The organism is Prosthecomicrobium sp. N25 (assembly GCF_037203705.1).
In the GTDB taxonomy this organism is placed as follows: domain Bacteria; phylum Pseudomonadota; class Alphaproteobacteria; order Rhizobiales; family Ancalomicrobiaceae; genus Prosthecodimorpha.
In genome coordinates this window covers 161,631-178,038 of record NZ_JBBCAT010000002.1, presented here as the reverse complement: position 1 = coordinate 178,038, position 16,408 = coordinate 161,631, and the positions used below count along the sequence as shown (strand labels likewise).

The window sequence follows — 16,408 nt, the reverse complement described above, 5'->3', positions numbered from 1 at the left end:
TGGGGCCCGAGCGCCTCAGGTGTTCATGGAATCGAAGAAATCCGCGTTCGTCTTGGTCTGCCGCAGCTTGTCGAGCAAGAACTCGATCGCGTCGACAGTGCCCATCGGCGTGAGGATGCGCCGCAGCACGTAGGTCTTCTTGAGCACGTCGGAGGGCACGAGGAGCTCCTCCTTGCGGGTGCCCGACCGCGTGATGTCCATCGACGGGAAGGTGCGCTTGTCGGCCACCTTGCGGTCGAGGATGAGCTCCGAGTTGCCGGTGCCCTTGAACTCCTCGAAGATCACCTCGTCCATGCGGCTGCCCGTGTCGATCAGCGCCGTCGCGATGATGGTCAGCGAGCCGCCCTCCTCGATGTTCCGGGCCGCACCGAAGAAGCGCTTCGGCCTCTGCAGCGCATTGGCGTCCACGCCGCCCGTGAGCACCTTGCCGGAGGAGGGCACGACCGTGTTGTAGGCGCGCCCGAGTCGCGTGATGGAATCGAGCAGGATGATCACGTCGCGCCCATGCTCGACCAGCCGCTTGGCCTTCTCGATCACCATCTCGGCGACCTGCACGTGGCGGATGGCCGGCTCGTCGAAGGTCGAGGAGACGACCTCGCCCTTCACGGTGCGCTGCATGTCGGTCACTTCCTCGGGCCGCTCGTCGATGAGCAGCACGATGAGGTAACACTCCGGGTGGTTGGTCGTGATCGATCGCGCGATGTTCTGCAGGAGCACCGTCTTGCCGGTGCGCGGCGGCGCCACGATGAGGGCGCGCTGTCCCTTGCCGAGGGGTGCCACGATGTCGATCACCCGCGCCGACATGTCCTTCGAGATCGGCTCGTCGAGCTCCATCTTGAAGCGCTCGTCCGGATAGAGCGGCGTCAGGTTGTCGAAGTGGACCTTGTGACGCGCCTTGTCGGGATCCTCGAAGTTGATCGTGTTGACCTTCAGGAGCGCGAAGTAGCGCTCGCCTTCCTTCGGACTGCGGATATGCCCTTCGACCGTATCGCCGGTCCTGAGCGAGAAGCGGCGGATCTGGGAGGGCGAGACGTAGATGTCGTCCGGACCGGGCAGGTAGTTCGCATCGGGGGACCGCAGGAACCCGAACCCGTCCTGCAGCACTTCGACGACGCCCTCGCCGATGATCTCCACGTCCTGCGCCGCGAGCTGCTTCAGAATGGCGAACATCAGCTCCTGCTTGCGCATCGTGCTGGCGTTCTCCACCTCCAGCTCCTCCGCGAAGGCGAGCAGTTCGGTGGGCGATTTCGACTTGAGGTCCTGGAGTTTCAACTGCTGCATAGGCGGGGGTTCTTTCGGCAGGGCCGTCCTGAAGCGAGGCCGATCGGCGAGAGTTCCGATACGGGGGGACAGGGATCGGAACGGGACGGTGGGGAACGAGAGAAACGGAGCGCGCGCTCGGAACATCTGTTCCGGTGGCGTCGGGCCGGCGACCGATGGGTGCCGCCCGACCGTCTCTCGGGAAGTGCGAGGCGCGGGGAATTTAGTCGCGCCGGAGGATTCGAACAAGCCCCCCGCCGAAGTTTCAGTGCCCCTGCCCGGCGGGACGCGTTCACGCACCACACGAGCATCGGCTCAGAAGGGCTTGACGACCACGAGGATCACGATCCCGATCATCAGCACTGCCGGAATCTCGTTGATCATGCGCCAGTGGCGCTCGGAGACGGTGTTGCGATCCTCGGCGAACTTGCGGACGGCCGCCGAGAAGTAGCCGTGCGCGCCCGACAGCAGCAGGACCAGCAGCAGCTTGCCGTGGAACCAGCCGGACTTCAGCCAGGCACCGTTCCAGGCGATCCAGATCCCCGACACCCAGGCGAGCGTCATCGCCGGATTGACGATGATGCGCAGAAGGCGGCGCTCCATGCCCTTGAGCAACTGCGATTCGGGCGAGCCGACCGCCACGCCGCAATGGTTCACGAAGAGCCGCGGCAGATATAGCATCCCGGCCATCCAGGAGATGATGGCGATCACGTGCAGCGCCTTGACCCAGTCGTAGGCCCCGGTGGGCGCGACCCAGGCCAGGGCACCGAAGAGCGCCACGGTGATGACCAGCGCCACCATGGCCCTGAGCCCCGGATTGGCCTTGCCGGCCGTCGTCTCGTCCCGAACGGTCATGGCAGGCCGCCCCTCAGCGCCGCGCCGCGCGGACGCGCTCGACGAGCCGTCCGACCGTCTCCGGATCGGCGTCCGGCGTGATTCCGTGCCCGAGGTTGAAGATCAGCCGTCCCTGTCCGAGCTCGGCGAGGATCCGGTCGATGCCCTCCTCCATCGGCCGACCGCCGAGGATCACGCGGAGCGGGTCGAGGTTGCCCTGCACCGCCGTCCGGGGCTGGAGGCGATCCCGTGCGTACGAGAGGGGGACCGTCCAGTCGAGCCCGACCGCGTCCACGCCCGTGCGGCTCACGTAGTCCTCCAGCATGGCCCCGGCCCCCTTCGGGAAGCCGATCACCCGCGCCTCGGGCTTGAGGGCCCTGAGCCCCTCAACGATCCGCCGGTTCGGCTCGACCACCCAGCGGCCGAACTCCAGATCGTCCAGCACGCCCGCCCAGCTGTCGAAGATCTGTACCGCGTCCGCGCCGGCCTCGATCTGCCGGGCCAGGTAGCGCACCGAAGCCTCCACCAGGAGATCCATCAGCCGTTGGAAGCCCTCAGGATCGCTCAGCGCGGCCCGCCGGGCGGGTCCCTGGTCGGGCGTGCCCCGTCCCGCGATCATGTAGGTGGCGACCGTCCACGGGGCCCCGCAGAAGCCGAGAAGCGTGGTCTCGGCCGGCAGCTTCGCCCGGATGGACGCGACCGCCTCGAAAACCGGCGCCAGGTGCGCGTCGATGCGGGAAGGATCCAGCCGTCCCACCTCGTCGAGCCGGATCGGATCGAGAAGCGGTCCCTCGCCTTCGGCGAAGCGCACCGGCTGCCCGAGCGCATCCGGCATCACCAGGATGTCGGAGAACAGGATGGCCGCATCGAAGCCGTAGCGCCGGATCGGCTGCAGGGTGACCTCGGTCGCCAGCCGCGGGTTGTAGCAGAGGTCCAGGAACCCGCCCGCCTCCGCCCGCGTTGCCCTGTACTCCGGCAGATAGCGGCCCGCCTGCCGCATGATCCAGATCGGCGGCGGGAAGACGCTCTCCCCCTCGATCACCGCCAGGAGCTTCCGGCCTTCCCTCGCCATCGGGCACGTCCCTCGTCCCTTCTCGTCCCTAAAGATTTCTCTTCGAGAAGAGATCTGTTGTTGAGTCTGGCCCGTGGATTACCGGGATCGGCGGCTCTCCACAATGACTCACGTGAAACTCGACGCCCTCCGGCGCGGACGGCCGACGCGGCCCCCTGTTTTCCCGAGCGTCGGCGTTAACCATTCATTTACCTTTCTTACCAGACCGTTAACGCCGCCGCGCCGCGACTCCCCCCTGTGGAGAAGGAGTCGACCACCTCTGCGAGTCCGACGGGGTCGGGCCGACTCCGGAGAAACCCGTATTTTCGTCCCCAGCCCACCGCCCTGTTGATCGCCGCTGGCCGACCGGTATGACTGGACGGGCGAGGCCGGTCGGCGGCCCTTTGCCCACCGACCCGCCGCGCGCTGGGGACAAGTCCGTGCAGAACGCGCCCAACTACTTCCATCTCCATCTGGTTTCCGATTCCACCGGCGAGACGCTCATCACCGTCGCGCGCGCCGCCGCGGCGCAATACGAGGCGATCGAGCCGATCGAGCACGTCCATCCCCTCGTCCGCAGCGACCGGCAGCTCGACAGGGCGCTCATCGAGATCGAGGCCGCGCCGGGAATCGTCCTCTACACCCTCGTCAACCAGGACCTCTCGGCCCGGCTCGAACGCTTCTGCCGCGACCAGGGCGCGCCCTGCGTGTCGGTCCTGGCCCCGGTCCACGACGTCTTCCGCACCTACCTGAACGTCGCCCAGACCCACCGCGCGGGCGCGCAGCACGAACTCGACGCCACCTATTTCCGCCGCATCGACGCGATGAACTTCACCCTCGTGCATGACGACGGGCAGCTCCCGGAGGATGCGGACGACGCCGACGTGGTGATCATCGGCGTGTCGCGCACCTCCAAGACCCCGACCTCCATCTACCTCGCCAACCGCGGCGTGAAGGTGATGAACATTCCCTTCGTCCCCGGCGTCCCCATCCCCGAATCGGTCTTCGCCGCCGAGAAGCCGCTGGTGGTCGGCCTGGTGGCGAGCCCCGAGCGCATCGCGCAGATCCGCGAGAACCGCATCCTGGCGCTCGGCGGACGCAGCTTCGACACGAGCTACGTCGACCGTCAGGCGATCGCGCAGGAGGTCGCGCAGATGCGGCGGCTCTGCGCCGACAACGGCTGGTCGATCATCGACGTGACCCGCCGGTCGATCGAGGAGACGGCGGCCGCCATCATCAATCTGCAGAGGGACCGGAAGTGACCCGCGCCGCCGCCCCGCTCCTGGTCCTCGCCTCCCGGAGCCCCGCCCGCATGAAGCTCCTCGGCGCCGCAGGCCTCGATTTCGAAGCCATCGGCGCCGGCGTCGACGAGCGCGCCGTCGAGACGCCTCTCCTGGCCCGCGGCGCCGGCCCGGGCGAGGTCGCCCTGCACTTGGCCGAGGCCAAGGCGCTCGCCGTCTCGGCCCGGATGCCGGGCCGCCTCGTGCTCGGCGCCGACCAGACGCTCGGCCTTGGCGCCGAAGTCCTCGTCAAGGCGGAGACCCGCGCCGAGGCCTGCCGCCAGCTCGGCCGCCTGCAGGGCCGCACTCACGAGCTCCATGCCGCGGTGGCCGCGGCCGAGGCGGGCGTGGTCGTCTGGCGCCACGTGTCGGTCGCGCGCCTGACGATGCGTCCCCTCGACCCCGCCGCCGTCGACGACTATCTGGATGCGGCCGGGGAGGGGATCCTGGGCAGCGTCGGCTGCTACCACCTCGAGGGCCTGGGCATCCGCCTCTTCGAGGCGATCGAGGGTGACTATTTCACGGTCCTGGGCCTTCCCATGCTGCCGCTCCTCGGTTGGCTGCGCGGCCGCGGGCTGATCGACGCCCCGGGGGAGAGTTTCGCATGACCATCCGCGCCGCAGTCATCGGCTGGCCCATCGCCCATTCCCGCTCGCCGCTCATCCATGGTCATTGGCTTCGCCGGTACGGCATCGACGGATCCTACGAGCGCATCGCCGTCGCTCCCGAGGATGCCCCCCGCTTCTTCGCCGAACTGCCCGGATCCGGGCTCGCCGGCTGCAACGTCACCGTCCCCCACAAGGAGGCCGCGCTCGCCGCCTGCGCCCGGGTCGAGCCCGCCGCCGAGGCGATAGGGGCCGTGAACACCCTGTGGATCGAGCGGGGAGAACTCTGCGGCACGAATACGGACGCGATCGGCTTCCTCGCCAATCTCGACGACCGTGCCGAAGGTTGGGACCGAGACCCGGGCGTCGCCGTCGTGCTCGGGGCCGGCGGGGCGGCCCGCGCGATCGCCTGGGGACTGATCGGCCGGGGCTTCACGGTCCGCCTCGTCAACCGCACGCTCGCCCGCGCCGAGGAGCTCGCCCGCCGTTTCGGCTCCGGCACGACCGCCCACGGCTGGCCGGACCTGCCCGGGCTCCTGGGCGACAGCCGCCTTCTGGTCAACACGACCTCGCTCGGCATGGCCGGCAAGGGCGACCTGGAAATCGACCTGTCCCCGTTGCCAGGGGACGTGCTCGTCACCGATGCCGTCTATGTGCCGCTCGAGACGCCCTTGCTGGCCGCAGCCCGCGCCCGCGGCTTGCGCACCGTCGACGGGCTCGGCATGCTCCTGCACCAGGCAGTGCCCGGCTTCGAACGCTGGTTCGGCCTCCGCCCGACCGTGACGCCCGAATTGCGGGATATCATCCTCGCCGACATCGAGGGGAGGGCACCGTGATCGTCCTGGGCCTGACCGGCTCGATCGGCATGGGCAAGTCGACGACCGCCGGCATCTTCGCCGAGCGCGGCGTGCCGGTCCACGAGGCGGATGCGACCGTGCACCGCCTCTATCGGGGCTCCGCCGTGCCGTTCGTCGAGGCCGCCTTCCCGGGCACGACCCGCGACGGCGCGGTCGACCGCGAGCGCCTGTCCGCCGCCGTGCTCGGCCGCCCGGAGGCCATCGCCCGCCTGGAGGCGATCGTGCATCCGCTGGTCCGCGCCGAGGAGGCCGCGTTCCTGGACCGCTGCCGCGCCGCCGGCGTTCCGCTCGTCCTGCTCGACATCCCGCTCCTCTTCGAGACCGGAGGGGCGGACCGCGTCGACGCGGTGGCGGTCGTCAGCGCCCCGCCGGAGGTCCAGCGCGCCCGGGTGCTCGCCCGTCCCGGCATGACGGCCGAGAAGCTCGATGCCATCCTGGCCCGGCAGATGCCGGACGCCGAGAAGCGCCGCCGCGCCCATTTCGTGATCGACACCGGCCGTGGCCTCGAGGCCGCGCGCGCCCAGGTCGACGGCATCCTGCGGACGACCGCCCAGATGGTGGGGACGGTCGGACGCCGCGGGCTTGCGCCCGACTCCCCGGTGTGATTCCGTCTCCCTGTTCCCGGGAGCCGCAGCTTGCGCGAGATCGTCCTCGATACAGAAACGACCGGCCTCGATCCGAGGACTGGCGACCGCGTGGTCGAAATCGGCGCCATCGAGCTCGTCAACCACATCGCGACCGGCCGCACGTTCCACGTCTACATCAACCCGGAACGCTCGATGCCCAAGGCGGCCTTCGACGTTCACGGGCTCTCCGACGAGTTCCTGCGCGACAAGCCGGTCTTCGCCGCCGTGGCGGAGGAGTTCGCCCGCTTCATCGAGGGCGCGCGCCTGGTCATCCACAACGCCGCCTTCGACATCGGCTTCCTTAACGCCGAGTTCGCCCGCCTCGGCAGGGGCCCGATCCCGCCGGACCTGGTGGTCGACAGCCTGGCGCTCGCCAAGCGCCGCCATCCGGCCGGGCCGAACTCCCTCGACGCGCTCTGCAGCCGCTACGGCATCGACAACAGCCGCCGCACCAAGCACGGCGCGCTGCTCGATTCGGAATTGCTCGCCGAGGTCTACATCGAGCTGATCGGCGGGCGGCAGGCCGCGCTGCTGCTCGCCACCGAGACGGCCACCGCGACAACGAGTCGCAACGTCACCCGGGTGCGCCAGGCACGCCAGCGCCCGGTGCCGCTCCCCTCCCGCCTCACGCCCGAGGAGATTACCGCCCACGAGGCCTTCGTGGCCCGGCTCGGCGACGCGGCGGTCTGGAGGAAATACGAGGACAAGCCCGCCGAGGTCCCGGCGCCCGCCCTGGCCGGCTGAACCGGGCTGCGCCGGTCCGGAACGAAAAAGCCCGGCCGGAGCCGGGCTTCTTGATCGTCCGACGGACCGCGGCGGTCAGTTAGGCTGGGCGGCCTGCGCCTGCGCCATGTTCTGCTGGTAGAGCGCCACGAAGTCGATCGGGTCGATCATCAGCGGGGGGAAACCGCCGTTGCGCGTGGCGTCCGAGACGATCTGGCGCGCGAAGGGGAAGAGCAGCCGCGGGCACTCGATGAGCACGAAGGGGTGCAGGTGCTCCTCCGGCACGTTCACGATCCGGAACAGGCCCGAATAGACGATCTCCACCGCGAACACGACCTCCTGCCCCTGCGCGGCCCGGGCCTGCAGGGTCAGGTCGACCTCGAACTCGGTGTTGGAGAGCGGGCGCGCGCCGACGTTCACGTTGATGTTGAGCGCCGGCCCGTTCTCGCGCGGCTGCAGCGACTGCGGCGCGTTCGGGTTCTCGAAGGAGAGATCCTTCACGTACTGGGCGAGCACGTTGATGGACGGCGCTTCGGTCGGCGCGGGGCCGCCGATGTTGGAACGGGCGTTGCCGTCGATGTCGGTCATGGTTTCCTCGGAAGATCGCGGGCCGGAGCACGCGACCGGGCCGAGCTGGCCGATCCTTCGCTCCGGGGAGGCACCCCGCTAGCACGCCCCGCCGGGCCCGACAAGCCGAATGGCCGGAAACCGCCCCTGCGGACCCGGCCGCAGCCTCAGGGCCGCGGCGGCTCCCGCCGATCGGCCTCGGGGAGAGCCGGGCGGTAGCCCTCGGGCCCCGGCCCGTCGTCCCCCCGGCGCTGCCACTCCTCGGGCTCCAGGTCGAGCACGCGCCGCGACTGGCGCGAGCGCACGACGACCACGCTGGCATTGCGGGAGAGCGCCGCCAGGATCAGGCTGCGGACGGGCGGCAGGAACAGGAGCAGGCCGACGACGTCGCTGACGAAGCCGGGCAGGAGCAGCATCAGCCCGCCGATCCCGATCAGGGCGGCATGGCCGAGCGCGTTGACGGGCAGGCCGCCGGCCCTCAGGTCGCGACGGATGGCGTTCAGGGCCGAGAGGCCCTGGACCCTGAGCAGCAGCGCGCCGGTCGCCGACGTCGCGACGATCGTCAGAAGGGTCGGCAGGATGCCGATCTCGCGCCCCACGGCGATGAAGGCCGCGATCTCCAGGAATGGCCAGGCCGCGAGGCCGACGAGAAGCAGGAGCCCGAAGGGCATCGTCACGAATCCTCGGTGGGCGGCGCCATGCGTCCGCCGATGGCGGTTCAGATGGGGTCGGCCGGCCGCCGGGGAAAGATGCGGGCCGCCCCGTGATCTTCACGTTTCGTGCAGCCTGTGGGATGGAGGGTCGCGAAAACGGCCCCGGCCGACGATTCCGTCTGGATCGCAGGATGGGATAGCATACATAACACGGCGCGGGCCCCGCCTTCGGGCCGGAGCCGTCGCGCGCGAGGTCGAGGTCCGATGGGTCAGTTCCTGGATATCTACAACATCATCTTCCTCGTGCTGGCGGTGGTCATCTTCCTGCGGCTCCGCAGCGTGCTCGGGCGCAAGACCGGCAGCGAGCGGCCCCCGATCGAGCCGCCCTATGCCAACCGCGACCGGGTCGACAACGCCGCCGACCGCGACAACGTCATCCCCATGCCGCGCCCGAACGGCGTCGGGGCCCCCGAGGCCGCCGAGGCGCCGGCTCCGCCCCTCGCCAAGAGCCCGGCGCTCGACCGGGCGCTGAGGACCATCGTCTCGGCCGACCGTACCTTCGATCCGAACGGCTTCCTGGCCGGCGCGCGCATCGCCTACGAGATGATCGTGACGAGCTTCGCGGCGGGCGACCGCAAGGCGCTGAAGCCGCTCCTCTCCCGCGAGGTCTACGACGGCTTCGTGGCCGCCATCCAGGACCGCGAGGCGCGCGGCGAGACGGTCGAGACCACCTTCGTGGGTATCGACAAGGCCGAGATCGTCGAGGCCTCCCTGCGCGGCTCGCTCGTGCAGATCACCGTCCGCTTCGTCAGCCACCTGATCACCGTCACCCGCGACCAGAAGGGCGAGGTGGTGGACGGCGATCCGGGCAAGGTCGCCGAGCTCGTCGACGTCTGGACCTTCGAGCGGAATGCCACGTCGAGCGACCCGAACTGGTATCTCGTCGCCACCCAGACCCCCGACTGACCCCGCCGAGGCCGGGAAAGTGGCGGGTGCCGGCCGCGATCTCCCGTCTCCGACGCCGCTGCCCCGCCCCCGATGACCGCCGCCGCAAGCCTCGAACCCCTCGCCTTCGCGGACCTGCCCGGCTGGGCCGAGGACCGCCACGCCGAAGCCATGGCGGCCTTCCGGCTGACCGCCCGCCACATCGCCGGCGCGGCGCCGAAGTCCCGCACTCTGGCCGATGCCGCCTTCGGGCCGGCGGGGGTCGACGGCGAGGCACTCGCGCGCGTCGCGCGCCGCCTTCTCGCGGAGAACCCCGAGGGCGACGCGGCCTGCCGCCGCTTCTTCGAGACCTCCTTTGCGCCCTTCCGCGTTCGCCCGACCGAGGGCCGGCCTTTCCTGACCGGCTACTACGAACCGGAAGTCGAGGGCTCGCCCGTCCGCACCGGGCGCTTCGCCGTCCCGCTCCTGGCCCGCCCCGACGACCTCGTCGACGTCAACGACCGCAATCGCCCGGCCGGCATGGACCCGTCCTTCGCCTTCGCCCGCCGAGCCCCGGACGGGCTGGTACCCTATTTCGACCGCGCCGAGATCGAGGACGGCGCCCTGGCGGGCCGCGGCCTCGAGCTGGTCTGGCTGGAAAGCCCCGTGGACGCCTTCTTCATCCACGTCCAGGGTTCCGCGCGCATCCGCCTGCCCGGCCGCGACCCGCTCCGGGTCGCGTATGACGGCAAGGCCGGCTGGCCCTACACCTCCATCGGCCGCCGGCTCGTGGAGCGCGGCGTGGCGCCCGCCGAGGCCATGACGGCCGACCGGCTCCGGGCCTGGTTGGAGGCCGACCCGGCGGCCGGCCGCGCGCTGATGCGCGAGAACCGCTCCTACATCTTCTTCAAGGTGCTCGACGGCCTGGACCCCGCGCTCGGCGCCGTGGCGGCCGCCGGGGTGCAGCTGACGCCGGGCCGGTCCCTCGCCGTCGACCGCCGCCTGCACACCTTCGGCACGCCCGTCTTCCTCGACGCCGACCTGCCGTTCGGCCCCGGCGGCGCCCTGGCGCCGGTCCGCCGCCTGATGGTCGCCCAGGACACCGGCTCGGCCATCGTCGGCCCGGCCCGGGGCGACGTCTTCGTCGGTTGCGGGCCCGAGGCCGGCGTCCTTGCCGGGTACGTCCGCCACGAGCCCCGGTCCTTCGTCGTCCTGGTGCCGAGGGACTGACATGGCGAGCCGGCGCAAGCGCGACCTGAGCGAGGAGGAGCGGGCGTTGTGGCGCAAGGTCGCCGAGTCGGTGGCGCCGCTCGAGCCCGGACGCAAGACCCGCCGCCGCAAGGCCGCGCCGCCGCCCCCCGCCGAGTCGATGATCGAGCCGGTCCACGACGACGCCCCGGTTTCCGCCGCATCGCCGACCGCCCATCCGCATCCCCCCCAGCCGCGCCCCGATCCTGCGCCCGCGAAGCCGAAGGCTCGCCCGCAGCCGACGCCGCTCGCCCCGATCGACCAGCGCACCAAGCGCAAGCTCGTCCGCGGCACGATGGGCGTCGACGAGCGCCTCGACCTGCACGGCATGACCCAGCACGAGGCGCATGCGGCGCTACGCCGCTTCGTCGCCGGCGCCCAGGCACGCGGCGCCCGCATGGTGATCGTCATCACCGGCAAGGGCGCCCGGCCGGTCCAGGGCGGGTTCCGCGACCCGGACGAGCGCGGCATCCTGCGCCGCGTCGTGCCGCAATGGCTGGCCCTGCCGGACATGCGCGACTACGTGGTCGGCTTCGAGGAGGCGCATCTCGCCCACGGCGGCGCCGGCGCGCTCTATGTCCGCCTGCGCAAGGCGCGGCGCTTCAGGGTGGAGGGCGGTGCATGACCCCGTTCGGCGCCAAGGTCCGCGAGCTCCGCCGCGCCCGCAACGTCACCTTGAAGGAGATGGCGAGCGCCCTCGGGGTCTCCTCCGCCTACCTTTCGGCCCTCGAGCACGGCAAGCGCGGCGTGCCGACCTGGTACATGGTCCAGCGCATCATCGCCTACTTCAACGTGATCTGGGACGAGGCCGAGGAACTCCAGCGCCTCGCCGAGAGCTCGGACCCCCGGGTCGTCATCGACACCGCCGGCCTCGCCCCGGAGGCCACCGAGCTCGCCAACCTCCTGGCCGTGAAGATCCGGGGCCTCTCCAAGGCCTCCCTAAAGGACCTCAGCTTCCGGGTCCGCGCCGCGGCCGCCAAGGACGGGGTGTGACGGCGGGTGGCCCGAGACATGACCCTTGCACGGACTCAGTCTCTGTCATGCCCGGGCTCTGTCCCGGGCATCCAACCGAGCGTCCGGCCTCGCGGCGCAGATCGAGAGGTCGAGCCGGATGGGTCCGACCCGAAGGAGTCGGCAAGCCGTCAGAGGATGAACCGGCTGAGGTCCGCGTTCTTGGCGAGGTCGCCGATGTGGTCCCGCACATAGGCGCGGTCGATCACGACCTCTTCGCCGGCCTGGTCGGGCGCCGTGAACGAGATCTCGTCGAGGACGCGCTCCATCACGGTCTGCAGCCGGCGGGCGCCGATGTTCTCCACGGTCGCATTGATGTCGACCGCCACCGAGGCGATCTCGTCGATGCAGTCGTCCGTGAAGCTGATGGTCAGGCCTTCCGTCGCCATCAGGGCCACGTACTGCTTGATCAGGCTCGCCTCGGTCTCGGTCAGGATGCGGCGGAAGTCGTCCCGGTCGAGCGGCTTCAGCTCCACGCGGATCGGCAGGCGGCCCTGCAGCTCGGGCAGCAGGTCGGCCGGCGTCGCCACGTGGAAGGCCCCCGACGCGATGAAGAGGATGTGGTCCGTCTTCACCGGCCCGTACTTGGTGGCCACCGTCGTGCCCTCGATGAGCGGCAGCAGGTCGCGCTGCACGCCTTCGCGGCTGACGTCGGCCCCGGCGCGGCCGCCCTCGCTGCGGGCGCAGATCTTGTCGATCTCGTCGAGGAACACGATACCGTCGTTCTCGACCGAGCGGATCGCCTCCGCGACCACCTGATCCTGGTCGAGCAGCTTGTCGGATTCCTCCGTCAGCAGCATTCCGTGGCTGTCCTTGACGGTCACGCGGCGCGGCTTCTTCTGCCCCCCGAAGGCCTTGCCCAGCACGTCGCCGAGGTTCATGACCCCGATGGTGGCGCCCGGCATGCCGGGAATCTCGAAGTTGGGCGTGCCCTGTCCGCTGCTCGCCACCTCGATCTCGATCTCCTTGTCGTCGAGGTCGCCGGCGCGCAGCTTCACCCGGAAGCTCTCGCGCGTCGCCGGGCTCGCGCTCTTGCCGACCAGCGCGTCGAGCACGCGCTCCTCCGCGGCCAGATGCGCCTTGGCCTCCACGGCCTTGCGCTTCTGCTCGCGCACCAGGCCGACGCCGACCTCGACGAGGTCGCGCACGATCTGCTCGACGTCCCGTCCCACGTAGCCGACCTCGGTGAACTTGGTCGCCTCCACCTTCAGGAACGGCGCCCCGGCGAGCTTCGCGAGCCGCCGCGAGATCTCCGTCTTGCCGACGCCGGTCGGCCCGATCATCAGGATGTTCTTCGGCAGCACCTCGTCCCGCATGGCGCCGGTCAGCTGCTGGCGGCGCCAGCGGTTGCGGAGGGCGATGGCGACCGCCCGCTTCGCCTCCTTCTGGCCGACGATGTAGCGGTCGAGTTCGGACACGATCTCGCGCGGGGAGAACTGGGTCATCGCTCAAAAAATCCGTTGGGGCCGGGCCCGGCTCAGCGCTCGCTGTCGAGCGTTTCGATGGTGAGGTTGGTGTTGGTGTAGACGCAGATCTCGGCGGCCACGCCCATCGCCTTGCGGGCGATCGCCTCCGCGTCGAGGTCGAGGTCGACGAGCGCCCGGGCGGCCGCCAGCGCATAGTTGCCGCCCGACCCGATGCCCATGACGTCGCCCTCAGGCTCAAGCACGTCGCCGTTGCCGGTGACCACCAGCGTGACCGTCTTGTCGGCGACCAGCATCATGGCCTCGAGCTTGCGCAGGTAGCGGTCCGACCGCCAGTCCTTGGCGAGCTCCACGCAGGCCCGCGTCAGCTGCCGCGGATACTGCTCGAGCTTCGACTCCAGCCGCTCGAACAGCGTGAAGGCGTCCGCGGTGGCGCCCGCGAAGCCGGCGATCACCTCGCCCTTGGCGATGCGCCGCACCTTGCGGGCGGTCGACTTCAAGACCGTCTGCCCGAGGCTCACCTGCCCGTCGCCGGCGATGACCACCCGGCCCGCCTTGCGCACCGCCAGGATGGTTGTGCCGTGCCAGGCGAGGGGCGAACCCTGTTGATTGTCCATGGAAAGCGACTCCGGCCGGCCCGCGGGCGCGCGATCGGGAGGATGGCCGAACGCGGACGGCGATACGAACGGCGGGACGGGCGTCCCGCCACGCGCCTTCACTTAGTCATGCCCTCGCGGGATTTCCACAGGGTCAGCCGCCGCCTCACCCCAGCACCTTGCCGACCATCTTGGCGGTGAAGTCGACCATCGGGATGATGCGGCCGTAGTTGAGGCGGGTCGGGCCGATCACGCCGAGCGCGCCGACGATCCGGTTCTCCTTGTCGCGGTAGGGCGAGACCACCAGCGAGGAGCCTGAGAGCGAGAAGAGCTTGTTCTCCGAGCCGATGAAGATCCTGACCCCTTCGCCCCGTTCCGCGGAGCCGAGAAGCTGGATCAGGTCCCGGTTGCGCTCCAGGTCGTCGAAGAGGAGCCGGAGGCGTTCCAGGTCCTCCGCCGCCTTGACGTCCTCGAGCAGGTTGGCGCGGCCGCGCACGATGAGCTGCTGCGGCCGGTCCTCCGCGGCGCCCGCCCAGGTCGCGAGCCCGGCCTGCACCACCCGCGCGGTCAGCTCGTCGAGCCGCGCCTGGCGCTCCGCCTGCAGCCGCTCGTTCTCCGCCCGCGCCTCCGCGAGCGTCCGGCCGCGGATGTTGGCGTTGAGGAAGTTCGAGGCTTCGACCAGCGCCGAAGGCGGCAGGCCGGCCGGCAGGTCGACGATCCGGTTCTCCACCGTGCCGTCCTCGCTGACCAGCACCACGAGGCCCTTCTGCGGCTCCAGCCGGACGAACTCGATGTGCTTCAGCCGAAGGTCCGCCTTGTGGGTCAGCACCACGCCGGCCCCGCGTGACAGGCCGGACAGCATCTGGCTCGCTTCCGTGAGCACCTTCTCCATCGGGCGCGTCTCGCCGCCGGCCTTCATCTCGGCCTCTATACGCGCCCGCTCGTCCTGGGCGATGTCGCCGATCTCCAGGAGCGCGTCGACGAAGAAGCGCAGGCCCTGCTCGGTCGGCAGACGCCCGGCCGACGTGTGCGGCGCATAGATGAGGCCGAGATGCTCCAGGTCCTGCATGACATTGCGCACCGAGGCGGGCGATAGCGTCATGGGCAGGACGCGCGAGACGTTGCGCGAACCGACCGGCTCGCCGGTGTCGAGATAGGCCTCGACGATGCGCTTGAAGATCTCGCGCGAGCGTTCGTCGAGCTGCGACAGGCTGTTGCTCGGGGGGATGGTCACGGCCTTCGTCATGGACCTCCTGTCCTCGCCTTACCGCCGCCGATGGAACCACGGCTGGCCGCGCCGTTCAATCACCCGGAGGCCGTCTCGGTTCCCCTTTCGGCTTGCTCGCCGCGCCGTCGAGGAGTACGGAACCCGGATCGACCCGAGAAGCGAGACCGCCGAATGCGTCCATCCAAGCGCGCGCCCGACGAGATGCGCCCCGTGACCCTCGAGAGAGGTGTCTCCAAGCATGCCGAGGGCTCCTGCCTGGTGAAGTTCGGCGACACGCACGTCTACTGCACGGCGAGCCTGGAGGAGGGCGTCCCGTCCTGGCTTCGCGGCCAGCGCCGCGGCTGGGTCACCGCCGAATACGGCATGCTGCCGCGCGCCACACACGACCGCACCCGCCGCGAGGTGAACGCCGGCAAGCCCTCCGGCCGCACGCAGGAGATCCAGCGCCTGATCGGCCGCTCGCTGCGCGCCGTCGTCGACCTGGAGGCCCTCGGCGAGCGCCAGATCTCGGTCGACTGCGACGTGATCCAGGCGGACGGCGGCACCCGCACCGCCTCGATCACCGGCGCCTGGATCGCCCTCAACGACTGCCTCGCCTGGATGCGCGCCCGCGACCTGATCAAGACCAAGGTGCTGCGCGACCACGTCGCCGCGGTCTCCTGCGGCATCGTCAAGGGCGAGCCGGTTCTAGACCTCGACTATGTGGAGGACTCCGCCGCCGAGACCGACGCCAACTTCGTCATGACCGGCTCGGGCGGCATCGTCGAGATCCAGGGCACGGCCGAGGGCAAGCCCTTCACGGAGGAGCAGCTGCACGCCCTCCTCGGCCTCGCGCGGACCGGCATCGGCCGCCTCGTCGACCTGCAGCGGATGGCGATCCTCTGATGCCCCGCAAGCTCGAGTCGGGCCGCCTCGTGGTCGCCACCCACAACAAGGGCAAGCTCGTCGAGATCAACGACCTGATCGCGCCCTACGGCTTGGAGGCGGTTTCGGCCGGTAGCCTCGGCCTGCCCGAGCCGGAGGAGACCGGCCTGACTTTCGAGGCCAACGCCGAACTCAAGGCCCGCGCGGCCGCCGAGGCCTCCGGCTTGCCGGCGCTCGCCGATGATTCCGGCCTCGCCGTGGTGGCGCTGGGCGGCGACCCGGGCATCTACTCCGCCCGCTGGGCCGGTCCCGACAAGGACTTCGGCCGCGCCATGCGCAACGTCGAGGAGCTCCTGCAGCAGAAGGGCGCCGTCACCCCCGACGCGCGCCGCGCCTACTTCGTCGCCGCCCTCTGCCTGTGCTGGCCGGACGGCCACCAGGAGACCTTCCGGGGCGAGGTCCACGGCATGCTGGTCTGGCCGCCGCGGGGCGAGCGCGGCTTCGGCTACGACCCGATGTTTCTGCCCGACGGCGAGACGCGCACCTTCGGCGAGATGACCGCCGAGGAGAAGCATGGCCGCGGGCCCGGGCGCGACGGCCTCTCCCACCGGGCCCGCGCCTTCAGCCAGTTCGCCCGCGCCTGCCTGGACGCCTGAG

The 16,408-nt window shown here is 70.5% G+C and carries 19 protein-coding genes; 11 read left to right on the top strand and 8 right to left on the bottom strand.

Annotation, left to right across the window (positions count from 1 at the left end; all coding sequences use genetic code 11):
- Positions 1 to 15 precede the first annotated feature (15 nt).
- From rho to hemE, 3 genes are all read right to left on the bottom strand, one after another.
- Positions 16 to 1,281 (bottom strand): transcription termination factor Rho, encoded by a 1,266-nt coding sequence (gene rho / locus WBG79_RS15620; RefSeq protein WP_337358121.1) that lies wholly within the window; start codon positions 1,279 to 1,281, stop codon positions 16 to 18.
- A gap of 294 nt (positions 1,282 to 1,575) precedes the next feature.
- Positions 1,576 to 2,115: a protoporphyrinogen oxidase HemJ gene (hemJ, locus tag WBG79_RS15615; RefSeq protein ID WP_337358120.1), complete on the bottom strand. Its 540-nt coding sequence runs from the start codon at positions 2,113 to 2,115 to the stop codon at positions 1,576 to 1,578.
- Positions 2,116 to 2,128: 13 nt separating this feature from the next.
- Positions 2,129 to 3,166: a uroporphyrinogen decarboxylase gene (hemE, locus tag WBG79_RS15610; RefSeq protein WP_337358119.1), complete on the bottom strand. Its 1,038-nt coding sequence runs from the start codon at positions 3,164 to 3,166 to the stop codon at positions 2,129 to 2,131.
- 419 nt (positions 3,167 to 3,585) lie between these two features.
- Between hemE and WBG79_RS15605 the strand changes: the two genes are divergently transcribed.
- Genes WBG79_RS15605 through dnaQ form a run of 5 tightly spaced genes read left to right on the top strand, consistent with a single transcriptional unit; the run spans position 3,586 to position 7,257 of the window.
- Positions 3,586 to 4,407 carry a pyruvate, water dikinase regulatory protein gene (locus WBG79_RS15605; protein ID WP_337358118.1) on the top strand — a complete coding sequence of 274 codons (822 nt, stop codon included), beginning with the start codon at positions 3,586 to 3,588 and terminating at the stop codon, positions 4,405 to 4,407.
- The gene (locus WBG79_RS15600; RefSeq protein WP_337358117.1) at positions 4,404 to 5,033 is read left to right on the top strand and encodes a Maf family protein; all 630 of its coding nucleotides are present in this window, start codon (positions 4,404 to 4,406) and stop codon (positions 5,031 to 5,033) included. Before WBG79_RS15605 ends, WBG79_RS15600 begins: the two co-directional genes overlap by 4 nt.
- Positions 5,030 to 5,866 (top strand): shikimate dehydrogenase, encoded by an 837-nt coding sequence (locus tag WBG79_RS15595; RefSeq protein ID WP_337358116.1) that lies wholly within the window; start codon positions 5,030 to 5,032, stop codon positions 5,864 to 5,866. Before WBG79_RS15600 ends, WBG79_RS15595 begins: the two co-directional genes overlap by 4 nt.
- The gene (coaE, locus tag WBG79_RS15590) at positions 5,863 to 6,492 is read left to right on the top strand and encodes a dephospho-CoA kinase (RefSeq protein WP_337358115.1); all 630 of its coding nucleotides are present in this window, start codon (positions 5,863 to 5,865) and stop codon (positions 6,490 to 6,492) included. The genes WBG79_RS15595 and coaE overlap by 4 nt, the downstream gene beginning before the upstream one ends.
- A 30-nt stretch (positions 6,493 to 6,522) precedes the next feature.
- The gene (dnaQ, locus tag WBG79_RS15585; protein WP_337358114.1) at positions 6,523 to 7,257 is read left to right on the top strand and encodes a DNA polymerase III subunit epsilon; all 735 of its coding nucleotides are present in this window, start codon (positions 6,523 to 6,525) and stop codon (positions 7,255 to 7,257) included.
- Between the two features lie 75 nt (positions 7,258 to 7,332).
- Here the strand turns inward: dnaQ and secB are convergent, their stop codons facing one another.
- Together secB and WBG79_RS15575 are read right to left on the bottom strand one after the other, a co-directional pair.
- A complete protein-coding gene (secB, locus tag WBG79_RS15580) occupies positions 7,333 to 7,824 on the bottom strand; it encodes a protein-export chaperone SecB (RefSeq protein ID WP_337358113.1) in 492 nt (163 codons plus the stop codon).
- Positions 7,825 to 7,970: 146 nt separating this feature from the next.
- Positions 7,971 to 8,474, bottom strand: a complete 504-nt coding sequence (locus WBG79_RS15575) for an FxsA family protein (protein ID WP_337358776.1) — start codon at positions 8,472 to 8,474, stop codon at positions 7,971 to 7,973.
- Positions 8,475 to 8,720: 246 nt separating this feature from the next.
- Between WBG79_RS15575 and WBG79_RS15570 the strand changes: the two genes are divergently transcribed.
- The 4 genes from WBG79_RS15570 to WBG79_RS15555 all read left to right on the top strand — a co-directional run bounded on the left by WBG79_RS15570 (position 8,721) and on the right by WBG79_RS15555 (position 11,621).
- Positions 8,721 to 9,422, top strand: a complete 702-nt coding sequence (locus WBG79_RS15570; RefSeq protein ID WP_337358112.1) for a Tim44/TimA family putative adaptor protein — start codon at positions 8,721 to 8,723, stop codon at positions 9,420 to 9,422.
- A 72-nt stretch (positions 9,423 to 9,494) separates the two neighbouring features.
- Positions 9,495 to 10,610 (top strand): murein transglycosylase A, encoded by a 1,116-nt coding sequence (mltA, locus tag WBG79_RS15565; RefSeq protein WP_337358111.1) that lies wholly within the window; start codon positions 9,495 to 9,497, stop codon positions 10,608 to 10,610.
- 1 nt (position 10,611) lies between these two features.
- Positions 10,612 to 11,253, top strand: a complete 642-nt coding sequence (locus WBG79_RS15560) for a Smr/MutS family protein (protein WP_337358110.1) — start codon at positions 10,612 to 10,614, stop codon at positions 11,251 to 11,253.
- Complete coding sequence (locus WBG79_RS15555; protein ID WP_337358109.1) at positions 11,250 to 11,621, top strand: helix-turn-helix domain-containing protein; 372 nt, start codon at positions 11,250 to 11,252, stop codon at positions 11,619 to 11,621. Before WBG79_RS15560 ends, WBG79_RS15555 begins: the two co-directional genes overlap by 4 nt.
- Before the next feature lie 149 nt (positions 11,622 to 11,770).
- On the opposite strand, the gene hslU is transcribed toward WBG79_RS15555, so the two are convergent.
- From hslU to hrcA, 3 genes are all read right to left on the bottom strand, one after another.
- A complete protein-coding gene (hslU, locus tag WBG79_RS15550; protein WP_337358108.1) occupies positions 11,771 to 13,084 on the bottom strand; it encodes an ATP-dependent protease ATPase subunit HslU in 1,314 nt (437 codons plus the stop codon).
- Between the two features lie 32 nt (positions 13,085 to 13,116).
- Positions 13,117 to 13,680, bottom strand: coding sequence for an ATP-dependent protease subunit HslV (gene hslV, locus WBG79_RS15545; protein ID WP_337358107.1), 564 nt, complete (start codon positions 13,678 to 13,680; stop codon positions 13,117 to 13,119).
- Positions 13,681 to 13,825: 145 nt separating this feature from the next.
- A complete protein-coding gene (gene hrcA, locus WBG79_RS15540; protein WP_337358106.1) occupies positions 13,826 to 14,905 on the bottom strand; it encodes a heat-inducible transcriptional repressor HrcA in 1,080 nt (359 codons plus the stop codon).
- Positions 14,906 to 15,058: 153 nt separating this feature from the next.
- Between hrcA and rph the strand changes: the two genes are divergently transcribed.
- A complete protein-coding gene (rph, locus tag WBG79_RS15535; protein WP_337358105.1) occupies positions 15,059 to 15,772 on the top strand; it encodes a ribonuclease PH in 714 nt (237 codons plus the stop codon).
- A complete protein-coding gene (gene rdgB / locus WBG79_RS15530; RefSeq protein WP_337358104.1) occupies positions 15,772 to 16,407 on the top strand; it encodes an RdgB/HAM1 family non-canonical purine NTP pyrophosphatase in 636 nt (211 codons plus the stop codon). The genes rph and rdgB overlap by 1 nt, the downstream gene beginning before the upstream one ends.
- Position 16,408 lies beyond the last annotated feature (1 nt).